13 protein-coding genes are annotated in these 13,001 nt (G+C 61.0%); 6 read left to right on the forward strand and 7 right to left on the reverse strand.

Features of this window, described 5'->3' with window-relative positions:
* Positions 1-20 precede the first annotated feature (20 nt).
* The 3 genes from JJ889_RS02795 (at position 21) to infC (ending at position 2,833) form a co-directional block, all read left to right on the forward strand.
* A complete protein-coding gene (locus JJ889_RS02795) occupies positions 21-1,160 on the forward strand; it encodes a glycosyltransferase family 4 protein (protein ID WP_291891348.1) in 1,140 nt (379 codons plus the stop codon).
* Positions 1,157-2,140: a glycosyltransferase family 9 protein gene (locus JJ889_RS02800; protein ID WP_291891350.1), complete on the forward strand. Its 984-nt coding sequence runs from the start codon at positions 1,157-1,159 to the stop codon at positions 2,138-2,140. Before JJ889_RS02795 ends, JJ889_RS02800 begins: the two co-directional genes overlap by 4 nt.
* Positions 2,141-2,293: 153 nt before the next feature.
* Positions 2,294-2,833, forward strand: coding sequence for a translation initiation factor IF-3 (gene infC / locus JJ889_RS02805; RefSeq protein WP_291920038.1), 540 nt, complete (start codon positions 2,294-2,296; stop codon positions 2,831-2,833).
* A 133-nt stretch (positions 2,834-2,966) separates the two neighbouring features.
* Here infC and JJ889_RS02810 read toward each other — a convergent pair whose 3' ends face one another.
* The 6 genes from JJ889_RS02810 to JJ889_RS02835 are packed head-to-tail and all read right to left on the reverse strand — an operon-like array spanning position 2,967 to position 8,249.
* Positions 2,967-4,583: an NAD(P)/FAD-dependent oxidoreductase gene (locus JJ889_RS02810; protein WP_291891352.1), complete on the reverse strand. Its 1,617-nt coding sequence runs from the start codon at positions 4,581-4,583 to the stop codon at positions 2,967-2,969.
* 39 nt (positions 4,584-4,622) lie between these two features.
* Entirely contained in the window at positions 4,623-5,003 is a 381-nt protein-coding gene (locus tag JJ889_RS02815) for a phosphate acetyltransferase (RefSeq protein ID WP_291891354.1), read from the reverse strand.
* Positions 5,000-5,368 carry a MaoC/PaaZ C-terminal domain-containing protein gene (locus JJ889_RS02820; protein ID WP_291891356.1) on the reverse strand — a complete coding sequence of 123 codons (369 nt, stop codon included), beginning with the start codon at positions 5,366-5,368 and terminating at the stop codon, positions 5,000-5,002. Before JJ889_RS02820 ends, JJ889_RS02815 begins: the two co-directional genes overlap by 4 nt.
* Complete coding sequence (locus JJ889_RS02825; RefSeq protein WP_291891357.1) at positions 5,365-6,867, reverse strand: long-chain fatty acid--CoA ligase; 1,503 nt, start codon at positions 6,865-6,867, stop codon at positions 5,365-5,367. The genes JJ889_RS02820 and JJ889_RS02825 overlap by 4 nt, the downstream gene beginning before the upstream one ends.
* Positions 6,868-7,665, reverse strand: coding sequence for an enoyl-CoA hydratase/isomerase family protein (locus JJ889_RS02830; protein WP_291891359.1), 798 nt, complete (start codon positions 7,663-7,665; stop codon positions 6,868-6,870). It lies immediately after the preceding gene.
* Positions 7,662-8,249, reverse strand: a complete 588-nt coding sequence (locus JJ889_RS02835) for a TetR/AcrR family transcriptional regulator (RefSeq protein WP_291891361.1) — start codon at positions 8,247-8,249, stop codon at positions 7,662-7,664. The genes JJ889_RS02830 and JJ889_RS02835 overlap by 4 nt, the downstream gene beginning before the upstream one ends.
* 107 nt (positions 8,250-8,356) lie before the next feature.
* Here JJ889_RS02835 and JJ889_RS02840 point away from each other — a divergent pair, with 107 nt between their 5' ends.
* From JJ889_RS02840 to JJ889_RS02850, 3 genes are all read left to right on the forward strand, one after another.
* Positions 8,357-9,265, forward strand: a complete 909-nt coding sequence (locus tag JJ889_RS02840) for an alpha/beta hydrolase (RefSeq protein ID WP_291891363.1) — start codon at positions 8,357-8,359, stop codon at positions 9,263-9,265.
* On the forward strand, positions 9,262-11,568 hold the full coding sequence (locus JJ889_RS02845; protein WP_291891365.1) for a TonB-dependent receptor: 2,307 nt from the start codon (positions 9,262-9,264) through the stop codon (positions 11,566-11,568). The genes JJ889_RS02840 and JJ889_RS02845 overlap by 4 nt, the downstream gene beginning before the upstream one ends.
* A 76-nt stretch (positions 11,569-11,644) precedes the next feature.
* Entirely contained in the window at positions 11,645-12,583 is a 939-nt protein-coding gene (locus JJ889_RS02850; protein ID WP_291891367.1) for an alpha/beta hydrolase, read from the forward strand.
* Here the strand turns inward: JJ889_RS02850 and JJ889_RS02855 are convergent.
* Positions 12,580-12,948, reverse strand: a complete 369-nt coding sequence (locus tag JJ889_RS02855) for a BlaI/MecI/CopY family transcriptional regulator (protein WP_291891368.1) — start codon at positions 12,946-12,948, stop codon at positions 12,580-12,582. The two genes, JJ889_RS02850 and JJ889_RS02855, sit on opposite strands and share 4 nt — an antisense overlap.
* Positions 12,949-13,001 lie beyond the last annotated feature (53 nt).

Genomic DNA, 13,001 nt, shown 5'->3' on the forward strand with positions numbered 1-13,001 from the left:
ATTGCGCTTCGAAAGCCGGGATGAATATTCTTCAGGTCATACCTCAGCTTGATGCAGGTGGTGCCGAACGGACCACCCTGGAAGTCGCCGAGGCCATCGTCGCGGCGGGTGGCCGTGCGCTGGTGGCCAGCCAGGGCGGACGCCTGGAAGGCGAACTGAAAGCCGTTGGCGGCGAGCTGTTCCGCTTGCCCATGGCGACCAAGAATCCGCTTGTCGCGTGGCAAAACGTCTCTGCGCTGGAAAAAATCATCCGCGCGGAGAATGTCGCGATCGTGCATGCGCGCTCGCGGGCGCCCGCGCTCAGCGCCAAGGCGGCCTGCAATCGTACCGGTGCTCATTATGTGACGACCTATCACGGAACCTACAACGCCCGGTCCGGTCTCAAGCGCTGGTATAACTCCTTCATGGCCCGGGGCGAGCTGGTGATCGCCAATTCGACCTTCATTCGCGATCATGTTCTGAGCGAGCACCGGATTGATGAAGCGAAAATCCGGGTCATTCCGCGCGGTGTTGATCTGGCTCGTTTCGACGAAGATGCCATAGACCCTGACCGCGTTCAGGCCCTTGCCGAGGCCTGGGGAATTGATGGCGCTGACCCGGTCGTGCTGATGCCGGGGCGCCTCACCGGATGGAAGGGCCAGCGTGAAGTCTTGCGGGCCTACGGACAATTGCATCGTGCCGGTGCGGCATTGCCGGTTCTGGTCCTGGCGGGTGATGCTCAGGGGCGGGACGCCTATGTCGCTGAGCTGGAAGCCATCATCGCGGAATACGAGCTGAACGACGGGGTCAAGCTGGTGGGCCATTGTTCCGACATGCCGGCAGCGCTGATGCTGAGCCGCCTCGTGCTGACGCCCTCGATCGAGCCGGAGGCGTTCGGGCGCACGGCGGCAGAGGCTGGTGCGATGGGCAAGCTGGTGATCGCGGCTGATCATGGTGGTGCACGGGAGGTCATCATCCAGGGCGATACCGGATGGCGCGTGAAGCCAGGAGATGTAGACGAGCTGGCGGCGACGATTGAACAGGCACTCAATCTGGACGAAACAAGCTATTCCGGCATGAGTGATCGCGCTAGGATGCACGTTCGCCAGTCGTTTTCGACGGAACAATTGCAAGCTTCGACATTGCGTGTCTACGAAGAGGTCTTAAACTCCGCAAAATGAGTGAACCGCAGCGTGATATTGTCTACGTCCTTCACTGGGGCGACCTGGCGAGCACAATCCGCATGTTGGCGATCGCGCCGACCCTGCGTGCCGTACACAAGCGTGACCGTATCGTCCTGCTCACCAAGCCGGATTTCGAGAGCTTTCTCAAACACAGCCCGTATTTCAATGCTATCGAGATCGATGCTCTGCCGGACCAGCGCCAGCTGGTCTCGATCCGCGACAAGCGGATCAAGGCGGCTCATCCGGTGCGCATTTATGATCTCGTAGGCAATAGTGACAGCCGCAAGCTGAAAAAGCTTATCCGGTTCTCCAAATGCGAGTGGGTTGAAGTTATTGCCGATCCCAAATCCGGCGAGCATCCGGTCGACGAGGTTGCCGGCAAGCTGAATGCTGCGTTGGGCTATCAGCCGGCACGTTACCAGCTGGGCGAGGCGCCGCCGCCGGATGCCTCCTGGGTCGATTACCTGGCCAAGAAATCACGCATGCTGGAGCCGGAATACTTCGGTCTTTCAGGTCCTTATGCACTTCTCTGCCCATCGGGCGAAGATGCCAAGGCGCAATTGCGCTGGCCCAAGGAAAAATGGGCGTCTCTGGCGCATGAATTGCTTCAGTTTGGCGTCACGCCCGCGCTGGTCGGCGGCCCCGACACACGCGAAGTTGGTCGTTATGTCAGTCAGGTTGCGCCGGGCGCGCGCGACATTACAGGCAAGGCCAAACTGCCCCAGCTGGCCGGTCTGGCGCGTCGGACCCGCTTTGTCTTCTCCGAGGACGTACCGCTGATGCATGTGCTGGTCGCAGCAGGCGCGCCGACACTCGCGCTGTATTGCAATGTCGAGGATCCTGCCTATATCGCACCGCGTGGCACTGCCCCGGTGATCCTTATGCATGCGCCTACCCTGGCGCAGGTCTCGCCGGCGGAAGCCATTCAAGCCATGAAATTTGCCGGCGGCTTTGCCGATGCGCCCGAGGCTGCCTGACCGCGTCTCACACTTGCTTAATGTGTTCAATTCACCATAGTGCGCGCTTTCCCGCGTGCTGACTGAGGATTTTTGCCCCTTGGGGGCTTGATCCGAAAGGCTTGCGGGAGGATTACTAGGCGACAGTTTGCCGGCCACAAGGGAGATCAGGCCATAGCCCGTAGACCACACGTTGCGACACCGCCCAAGAAAGAAGGGCCACGCATCAACCGAGACATTCGTGTACCGCGAGTGCTCCTCATCGACGAGAATGGAGAAAAGCAGGGAATCATGCCGACCGATGCCGCACTGGAAGCGGCCGAAGAGGTTGGTCTGGATCTGGTCGAGGTTTCACCGAACGCTGATCCGCCCGTCTGCAAGATCGTCGATTACGGCAAGCTGAAGTATCAGGAACAGAAGAAGAAGGCTGAAGCCAAGAAGAAGCAGAAGACCGTCGAGATCAAGGAGATCAAGATGCGTCCGAACATCGATGTGCATGACTATGGTGTGAAGACCAAGGCCATGACGCGATTCTTCGAGGCCGGCGACAAGGTCAAGGTGACCCTGCGTTTCCGGGGGCGTGAAATGGCGCACCAGAACCGCGGTATGGAAATCATGAACCGGGTCAAGGAAGACTTCGCTGAAACCGCCAAGGTCGAGTTCGAGCCGAAAATGGAAGGCCGTCTCATGGTCATGGTCATGGCTCCGCGCTAGGCGCCGGTTTCACTGTAATTCACGAAAAGGGCTGCCTCGGCGGCCTTTTTTGTTTGTGAAATCCCTCTCCGCCACGGGGAGAGGTGGAGCGCAGCGAGGATGAGGGGGCGTGAGCGCAGCGAACCACTAACTCCTACCGTCCCAAGTCCCGCAGGATCTCCCGGGCGGCATTGTGCCCCGGAGCGCCGGTTACGCCGCCGCCGGGATGCGTGCCGGAGCCACACTGATAGAGTGCCTTGATCGGTGTGCGATGATCACCATGTCCCAGCACCGGGCGGGCGGAGAAGAGCTGGTCAAGGCTCAGCGCGCCGTGGAAGATATCGCCACCGATCAGGCCGAACTTGCGTTCCAGGTCGAGCGGGCTGTGGATCTGGCGGCCGAGGACCGATGCCTTGAAACCCGGGGCCCATTTATCAACCGTCTCGATCATCAGATCGGCAACCTCTTCGCGATGATCATCCCAGGAGCGGCCATCAGGCAATTCCGGTTCGACGTGCTGGCAGAACAGGCTGGCGACATGTTGTCCGGCTGGTGCCAGGCTGTCATCGAGTGTGGAGGGGATCAACATCTCCACGATCGGTTCCTTCGACCAGCCGGTACGGCGAGCATCGAAATAGGCTTCTTCCATGTATTCGAGGCTGGGTGCGATGATGATGCCGGCCGTCAGATGATCACCCTCGCCGGGCAGACAGGTAAAGCTGGGCAGTTCCGACAGGGCGACGTTCATGCGGAATGTGCCCGAGCCATTGCGATATCGGCGCATGCGGTCGCGGAAATCATCCGGAAGCGTTTCACCGTCGATCAGCTGGTTGAACAGCAGGGAGGGGTTGAGGTTGGAGACGACGTGTTTGGCAGCGAAAACCTGACCGTCCACCGTGCGTGCACCGGCCGCATATCCATTGCGCACCAGGACCTCCTCGACCTTCGCCCCGGTCACGATCTTCACGCCACGCTCTTCACAGCACCGCGCCATGGCCTGGGTGATCGCGCCCATTCCGCCAATGGCATGACCCCAGGCGCCCTTCTTGCCGTTCACTTCGCCAAAGACGTGGTGCAACAGGACATAGGCGCTGCCGGGGGAGTAGGGGCTGGCGTAATTGCCGACAATGCCGTCAAAGCCGAGCAGGGCCTTGATCGGCGCGCTTTCAAACCAGCCATCCAGCCAGTCGCCCGCTGACTTCGAGAAGAGTTCGATCAGGTCGCGCTTGGCGGTCAGGTCGAGCCTGTTGAGTTTGCCGCCGACTTCCAGGGCGCGGAACATGTCCGGCAGGGCCTTCAGCAATCCGCCTTCGGGCAAGTTGGGCGGGGTCTCCAGTACCAGGTCACGCAGCACGTCTGCGATCGCTTCCAGCCGGTCGTTGAATTCATCGAGCCGTTCGGCGTCGCGCTGCGAGAATTTGGCTGTTTCGGATTTTGTCAGTTCATCGCCGGCCAGCAGATAGCCGTCTTCAAGCGGCAGGAAGTTTCCGATCTTGCGCTCGACGACCTTGAGGCCGTGACGCGCCAGTTCCAGATCCGCGATCACTTTCGGATTGAGCAGGGAGACGGTGTAGCTGGCGGCGGAATTGCGGAAGCCCGGGTGGAATTCCTCGGTCACGGCGGCCCCGCCCACGACATCCCGCGCCTCGAGCACGGTCACGCTGAGACCAGCGGCTGCGAGATAGGCCGCGCAAACAAGGCCATTATGTCCGCCGCCGATGATGAGAATGTCTTGTTCTGGGGCCGGAAGCGGCGAGGAAGTCTGGGTCATGACGGGATTGTTTCCACAGCCCGTCAGTTTCGGCAATGACTAGCCCCACGCGCCCGCGACATCCCGGGCCAAAACCAGCGCTCGTCCTCGCGCAATCAGGCGGCCGTTCTCGCTGCGGCAGGTGGTTTCCAGGTCGACCAGATGTTTGTCCGGGCGCAGGCGGGTGATCTCTACCCGTGCCGTCAGCTCCTCGCCATAGGCCGCATCGCCGAGGAATTCGGTTTCCTGTTTCAGGTAATTCGTGCCTTGGCCCGGCAGATCCACACCGAGTAGATAGGAGAACATGCCGTTGATCAGGGCTTCCGGTACTGCGTGCGTCGAGCCCGGTGCGCCCGAAAGCCGGGTGAGATCGTCTCCGTCGGTTCTGGCGAATATGCGAGAGGTTTCGACGGCCTGGCCGGTAGCAAGGGCGGAATTCATCGTGCGATCTCCGTTTCCCCGAGACAGGTCGTCTCACCATCTTCCAAGCGTATCACTTTGAGGGATATCGTCATGTTTTCAGGTGTTTCGCTGGTCATTTCGGCCTCGAAACGAAGCGGGGTGCCGGCCGGCGAGGGTGCAGGATACATGGTCGATTGCCGGATCTGACGTGCGCCCGGGGCCAGTTCCTCGACCAGTCCGCGCAGAACGGAACACAAAAGCGCGCCATGAGCCACCGTCTTTCCAAAGCGGGTGTGTGCGGAAAATTCCGGGTCGACATGGATGGGGTTATCGTCACCGGACAGGCGCGCAAACGCGTCAAAATCATCCTGGGTGAAGGAGAGCTCCCTGACCGCGCGGCTCATTGTGTTGCCTCCGGGCAGGGCAGGAGGTGCTTTTGCACCTTGCCGGCCGCCGTGCGCGGCAGGTCGTATGTGAAGCGAACGTATTTCGGCACCTTGTAGGCCGCCAGACGTTCACGGCACCAGGTGCGCAATTCCTCCTCGCTGGCCTCCTGGTTGACGCGCAGGATGATGTGGGCACAGCCGACCTCACCCCATTTCTCGTCAGCCACGCCGGCAACGGCGCTTTCCTGGACGGCCGGGTGTTCGTCGAGAATATTCTCCACCTCGGCCGGATAGACGTTCTCGCCGCCGGAAATATACATCTCCTTGATCCGGCCGGCGATGAAGCAATAACCGTCCTCGTCAAACCGTCCCAGATCGCCGCTCTTGAGCCAGCCATCCTCGGTGAAGAGCTTTGCGGTCTCCTGCGGACGTTTCCAGTAACCCGGCGTCAGACCTGGACCGCGGAACTGAATTTCGCCGGTTTCGCCCGCCTCCAGCGGCTGGTTGTCCGGGCCGGCGATGCGCGCTTCCACCATCTGCTGGGCGCGGCCAACAGAGCCGATCTTGTCCAGGGCATTGGCTTCATCGACCAGGAAGGCCGTCGGACCGGTCTCGGTCATGCCGAAACCATTGCAAACCGTTGCGCCATGCCTGGCAAAGGTTTCCACCAGTACATCCGCCAGCGGAGCCCCGCCACAAGACCAGTGACGCAAACGGGTGAGATCGGTCTTCTCGAAATCCTCATGCAGGGCGAGGCCGCGATAACAGGCCGGGACACCGATGAAGACATCCAGCGTGCCTTGGCCGATCAGCTTGAGCATCGGGCCGGGCTCGAAACCGGGCAGGACGTGGACCAGCCCGCCACTCATCAATACGGGCAGGGTGTGCAAGTTGATGCCGGCAGTATGAAACAGCGGCAGGAAATTCAGCGTCGCGTCTCCGGGACGCAGGCCAATGGCCTGGCCTATATTGGTATAGTTCACCAGTGCCATCTGATAGGTCTGGATCACGCCTTTGGGTTTGCCCGTCGTGCCCGAGGTGTAGATCAGATACCAGGGCTCGTCGCCGGGCCAGATCTCGCGGCCGGCATGGGGCTCGCAGCGATCCCTGCCTGCGCAGTAATCGCTGTCGATGGCGAGCGGTTCCAGTCCGGTCAGCGCACCGGCCTCGGCGGCTGCTGCGGCGTCTTCCGCGCCTGTCAGCAGGAGTTTCGGCTTGCTGTCCTCGATGAGCACGGTGAGTTCCTTGCCCGGCATGCGCCAGTTCAAAGGCACCAGGATCGCGCCCAGCTTGCCGCAGGCGAACAGCAGTTCGAAGAACTCCACCCGGTTCCGACACAGGACGGAGACACAATCACCCGCTTCAATACCCTGTTCCGCCAGCCAGCTTGCGGCTTTTGATGCGCGCTGTTCGAGCAGGCGGTAGGTGATTTCCTCTCCCGTCTCGATGACATGGAAGGCGGTCGCATCCGGCGTCAGCTTGGCGCGCTGGCGGGTAATGTCGGGCAGGAAAAACATCTAACTCTCACCTTTGGGCGGTGTCTGCGGGTACAGGAAATCATGCATGCGCTGCACGGTCTCATCTCGATCGATGAGTTCGAGGAAGGCCAGGCGTTCGGCGTCCAGCGCTCGTGCAAGCCGGTCAGCGCCGCCCAGGCTGAGCAGGCGACCGGCGCGAATGCTGGCGCGATCAAGGGGCTCGCATTGAGTGATGAGCCGGGCAAGGCGATCATTGAGCTGTCGGCTCTCGCAGACCTCGTCAACAAGGCCCCGTCGGGCCATTTCGCCCGCGTCCAGTCGCTTGTCCATGCTGAGCCAATTGCGAGTGAAACCGGTTCCGGCCCGGTCTGGCATCATCGCCGTCCAGCCACCATCCGGGGCAAAGCCCACGCGGGCATAATAGGGTTGGGCGAAGGCTGTTTCGCTGGCGATGACATGGTCACAGGCCAACATCAGCCCGATGGATCCACCGGTCACAGGGCCATTGAGGGCGCAGACAAGAAGGGCGTTCTGGTCGACAATCCTGAGAAGGCTCTCGTTGAGCGTCCCGACAATGTCACGGGCGAAACCGAGTAGTCCTGCCCGGTTGTGCGAGCGGTCGTAAAACTCCCGGATATCACCGCCACAGGAAAAGGCGGTCCCGCTTCCGGTCAGCACGATCGTTCTGGCTTGCCGATATGTGTCCAGGGCCTGGCAGAGACTGCCAAGCAGTTCCGGCGTCAGCGCATTGCCCCGGTGCGGACGGTTGAGCGTCAGCGTTAGGCAATCACCGTCCAACCGGGTCTGGACCGGGTTATCGACAAGCGCGATCGTCACGGACGAATGCCTTCAGAGATCATGGCGATCGCGGCGTCTGCGACTTCCTCAGCCGGGCGTTTCGTGCCCCAGACACCGAAGCGCAGTCCCAGGAAAACACTCATCCCGATCAGGGCCCAGGCGCGGGTGGACACATCTCCTTCCGTGATCTCGCCGCGCTCCGCAGCTTCACCAAGATTGCGCTTATAACCCTCGGCGAAACGCTGATAGTGTGCCTTGTGTGCATCAGGAGCGACGAATTGTGCCTCCTCGATGATGCGGTAGAGATTCTGGTGTTCGCGGGCAAATTCGATGTAGGCGATCAGGCCTTTTCGCTCGGCATCGATGCGGTCTGTGGCCCCCTCGACGCGCTCGGCGATCCAGGCCCGGACCATCTGACCCATATGAGCCACAAGTGCCCGGAAAATCTCGTCTTTTGAGTCGAAATAGACATAGAAAGTGCCCAGCGCAACGCTCGCTCGACGGGTGATGTCACCGATCGATGTTGCGTGGAATCCATCCTCGCCAAACGCAAGTTCTGCGGCTTCGAGAAGCTTGTTCCGTGTCCGCTGTCCCCTGGCGGTTTTCGGGCTCTTTGAGCTCATGGCTGCATTTTCAGAAGTTGACATATGATTCAGTTTTCACAAAATTGACGATAAATCAATATGACACAATTCGCGCCACCACGATGCGCGAGGGGGGAAACGCCGCAGTGCTCGACGCACGTGCCCACCAGCCGGACGAAACCGGACGCCGCTCCAGCCTCGAATTGAGGGACGGGACCCTGTTGTCCTTCCTCGACGAAGGTTCCGGTGAGCCTGTTGTGCTGGTGCACGGCTGGGCGGTAACGGCGGAGTATTTCGACGCTGTCGCGGCCGAGCTTTCCAGCGATTTCCGTGTCATTCGACCCGACTTGCGCGCTCATGGGCTGACACCTTCCGGTGATCTCCCGCTGGAGATTGGAACGCTGGCTGCGGATCTGGCTGAGGTGTTGGAACAGCTCGATCTGACCAATGCCGTGATCCTGGGCTGGTCGATGGGTGCGCTTGTTGCCTGGCGTCATTTGCTTGAGTTCGGCAGTGAGCGGGTCTCGGGCCACATCATCGAGGACATGACCCCACGCGTGCTCAACACCGCCGATTGGCAGCTTGGCATGTCCAACGGGCTCGATGCGGCCGCCAGTGCCCGCGCCATCCGCGCGATGGAGCGTGATTGGCCCGCTTATGCAGAGGCCTTCACGCCGAAAATCATTTCCCGTGAGCGCGGTATCCGCGATCCGGAACTGATCGGACGTATTCGCGCGGAAATCCAGACACGTGATCCCAAGGCCATGGCCGCTCTGTGGAGCGCCATGGTCCAGGAAGACTTTCGGGCCGAACTGCCTGCCATCACCTTGCCGACCCTGGTGACCTACGGCGAGCGCAGTGACGCCTACGGACCGGAGACGAGCCGGTATCTCGTTGAATCTTTGCCGAATTCGGAACGGAAGGGCTTTCCGCGTTCGGGCCATGCACCGCATCTGGAGGAACCGGAAGAGTTCTCGGAAGCGGTTATCGCGTTCCTGCACCGTGTGCAGACGGGCAGGGACGCTGGACGTAATTTTGAGGGGAGTACCCAATGAAACTGTCAAACAAACTTACCCGCTCGCTGTTGATGGCGAGCACCATGGTGGGCGGCCTGGCTGTCACCGCGCCGGCGCTCGCGCAGGACAATTCCGCCAGTGACGAGGTCATCACCGTCACTGCGCGTCGTCGGGAAGAGAGCCTGCAGGATGTGCCGCTGTCCGTAACCGCTGTCAGCGGTGCCGAGCTGGAACGTTCCGGCGCCGTCGATATTGTCGCGATTGCGGATGTAACGCCGAACGTGACGCTCGAAGTTTCCCGCGGCACCAGTTCCACCCTGTCCGCCTTCATGCGCGGCGTTGGCCAGCAGGACCCGGTCGCCGGCTTCGAATCCGGTGTCGGCATCTATGTTGATGACGTTTATCTGAACCGTCCGCAGGGCGCTGTTCTCGACCTGATCGATGTTGAGCGCGTCGAGGTCCTGCGTGGTCCCCAAGGTACGCTCTATGGCCGCAACACCATCGGTGGCGCGATCAAATACGTGACACGTCGTCTGGATGTTGATGACCCGACCCTATCTGCGCGCGTCAATGTGGGCAGCCACGGCCAGTTCGACCAGATCGTCACGGCGTCCACGCCGCTGAGCGATACATTCCGCGTGGGTGGAACGTTTGCCAACCTGACGCGCGACGGTTTCGGCGAGAACGTCTTTCTCGGTATGGACAACTACAACAAGGACATTTTTGGCTACCGCCTGTCCGCCGAGTGGGAGCCCAGCGACACGGTCTTCTTCCGCCTCGCCTATGACAATATCGAGGACACCTCAAATCCGCGTGGGGGTCATCGCCTGATCCCGGGCGCATTCTCCGGAGCTCCGGTTCTGGATGATGTCCATGACACGCGTGCCGGCCTGATGGTTGTTGATCAGGAAGTCACCTCCGAGGGTATCTCCCTGCTGGCCGAGTGGGAGATCAATGAGAACTGGTCTGTTCGCAATATTCTCTCGGATCGTGAAGACCGTTCGGTCACCCCGATCGATTTCGATAATCTGCCGAGCGGCGATCTCGATGTCCCGGCAATCTATGAAAACGAGCAGTTCTCCGAAGAATTCCAGCTGCTCTATTCCGGCGACCGCCTGAACGGTGTGATGGGGTATTACTACCTCGACGCCAATGCCTCGACGGTCTTTGACGTGCTACTGGCCAATGTCGGTCCACTGATCAACCTGCCGGGCCTGAATGCCCAGACCTTTGGCGATGTTGCTACCGAGACCTGGTCTGTCTTTGCCAATTTCACCTATGACATCAATGACGAGTTCAGCCTGACCCTGGGCGGCCGCTATACCGAGGATGAGCGTACATCCACGGTTCTGCGTCGCACCTATGTCGGCGGTTTCTCGGAGTTCTTTGGTGGCGCAGGTGTGCCGATCGCCACGACGTCTGACTTCACAGGCACGAACAGCTGGGATGATTTCTCGCCGACCGTGTCGCTGGCTTACCAGCCGAATAGCGCGAACAACTATTACTTCACATTCAGCCAGGGCTTCAAAGGGGGCGGTTTCGACCCGCGCGCCCAGACGACCGCCACGCCGGACTTTGACCAGTCTGGTTCCGTCACCGCGGACGAGATCTATGATTTCATGGCCTTCGATCCGGAAACGGTCGACAGTTTCGAGATCGGCTGGAAATACCAGAGCGGCAGCTATCGCCACAGCCTGGCGTTTTTCCACATGGACTATACCGACATCCAGGTGCCCGGTTCCGTGGGTGTGGACACCAATAATGACGGTGTGAACGACACCTTCACCGGTGTGACCACGAATGCCGGCGCAGCCACCATCCGTGGTCTGGAGTATGAAGGTATGCTCGACATGGGTCAGGACATGGTGACCAGTGGCGACAGCCTCTCCCTGGGCTGGGCGATCGGGCTGCTGGACGGCGAGTATGACGAGTTCGTCAACGCTTTCGGTGTGGATGTCTCCGACCAGGTCGTCATCCAGAATACCCCCGATCTGACGGCCTCCTTCACGTTGACATATGTCCGGCCGGTCGCGGATGGAGATCTGCAGGTTTCCAATACGATCAGTCATCGCGGCGATAGCTCCCAGTTCGAATTCCCCTTCCCGGAACTCGACCAGGAAGCCTACACGCTGTGGAATGCGTCCGCTGTTTGGGAATCCGGTGATGGCCGCTGGCAGCTGGGCGTGCATGGTCGCAATCTGACAGACGAGGAATATCGCGTCTCCGGCTATGACTTCGTCAACAACGACACGCTGGCTCCTGAGCTGGGCCTGGAGGGCACGCTGATCGGCTATTACGGTCCGCCGCGCACAGTCACCGCAACGGCCGCCTGGCGTTACTAGGCTGAACATGAAACGGCGGGCCTGGCCCGCCGTTTCTCTTTGTGAGATCAGTCGCATGAGTTCGGGAGAGTGAGCGATGATGAAATGGATTCTGGGCCTGGTGGTCATCCTGCTGGTTGTGGTGGGCTGGATGTTCTTCAAGCCTGAACCGGCGGCGGACCTGCGCCCGGCCTCTGAACGTCCCGTTCCAACGTCGCCATACTGGAGCGAGGACGATCACTGGGTTGATGCCGACGGCATGACTTTCCGCGTCCGCGAGCAAGGACCGCAAGGCGCGCCTGTAATCGTGCTCATCCACGGTTTTTCCTATTCGCTGGAAAGTTTTGACGCCTGGGCGGAAGACCTCGCAGTCGATTATCGCGTTGTGCGCTTCGATCTGCCGGGCCACGCCCTGACCGGTCCCGATCCGCAGCAGCGCTATTCAGTACGCGAGACCGTCGCGCTGACTGCGTCTCTTCTGGACTCGCTGGGCCATGATGATGTGGTTCTGGTCGGCAATTCCCTGGGCGGGCTGGTGTCCTGGCGGCTCGCCGCCGAGCAGCCGGAACTTGTCTCCAGGCTGATCCTGCTGGCGCCGGGTGGTTTCTCAATCAATGGCGTCACCGAGGATCCGGTGCCGGTTCCTGCGCCGGTCGCCTTCTTCATGACCTCTGCTCCGCAAGCCATGGTCGGCGCGGCATCCGCGGGGCTGTTTGGGGACCCGACTAATATGCCGGCTGAATTACCGGGGCGCGTCCACGACCTGATGCGCCAGCCCGGTGTCGGTCAGGCCCTGGTCGAACGCCTGGAGGTCTTCACCCTGCCAGCCCCGGAAACAGACCTTGCCCGGGTCGAGGCTGATACGCTGATCCTGTGGGGCGAACTCGACCGCATCGTCCCGCCCGACCATGGTCCGCGTTTTGTCGACGCCATGCCCTCAGCGCGCCTGGAAGTCATGCCGGGCCTCGGCCATGTCGTGCATGAAGAAGCGCCCGAGGTGAGCCTGGAGCGCGTGCGGGCGTTTCTGGAGGATTAACCCTGAGCGCGTTTGGCGCGGCGCGCTTCGATTTCAGCCTGGAGGTCGGCCCAGTCCTGGGGGTCGATATCGCTTTCGCGCAGGACAACGACACCCGTGCCACCGGCCGGGCTTTCACCATTCAGCAGGCGGCCCAGGGCGTGGGTCTGGGCGGTCGAACGGTTGAGCAGCGGACGATAGGTAACCTGGCGGCCTTGCTGGCGGCGGTCGACCGCGCCCTTGCGAACCAGAGAGCGCAGCGTGTTGAGGGTCTGGCTGGCGCCCTGGCGTGTGGCCACGGCCAGTTCGCTGACTGACACACTGCCCTTGTCCCAGATCACACGCATCGCTTCGTTTTCGCGATTTGTAAGGGCTGTGGCAGACATCACGGACTCCAGACTAAGAACCAAGCGACCCATTCCTGAACAATGGAACAGGA

The sequence above is a fragment of the Maricaulis sp. genome, assembly GCF_017643475.1.
Classification (GTDB): domain Bacteria; phylum Pseudomonadota; class Alphaproteobacteria; order Caulobacterales; family Maricaulaceae; genus Maricaulis.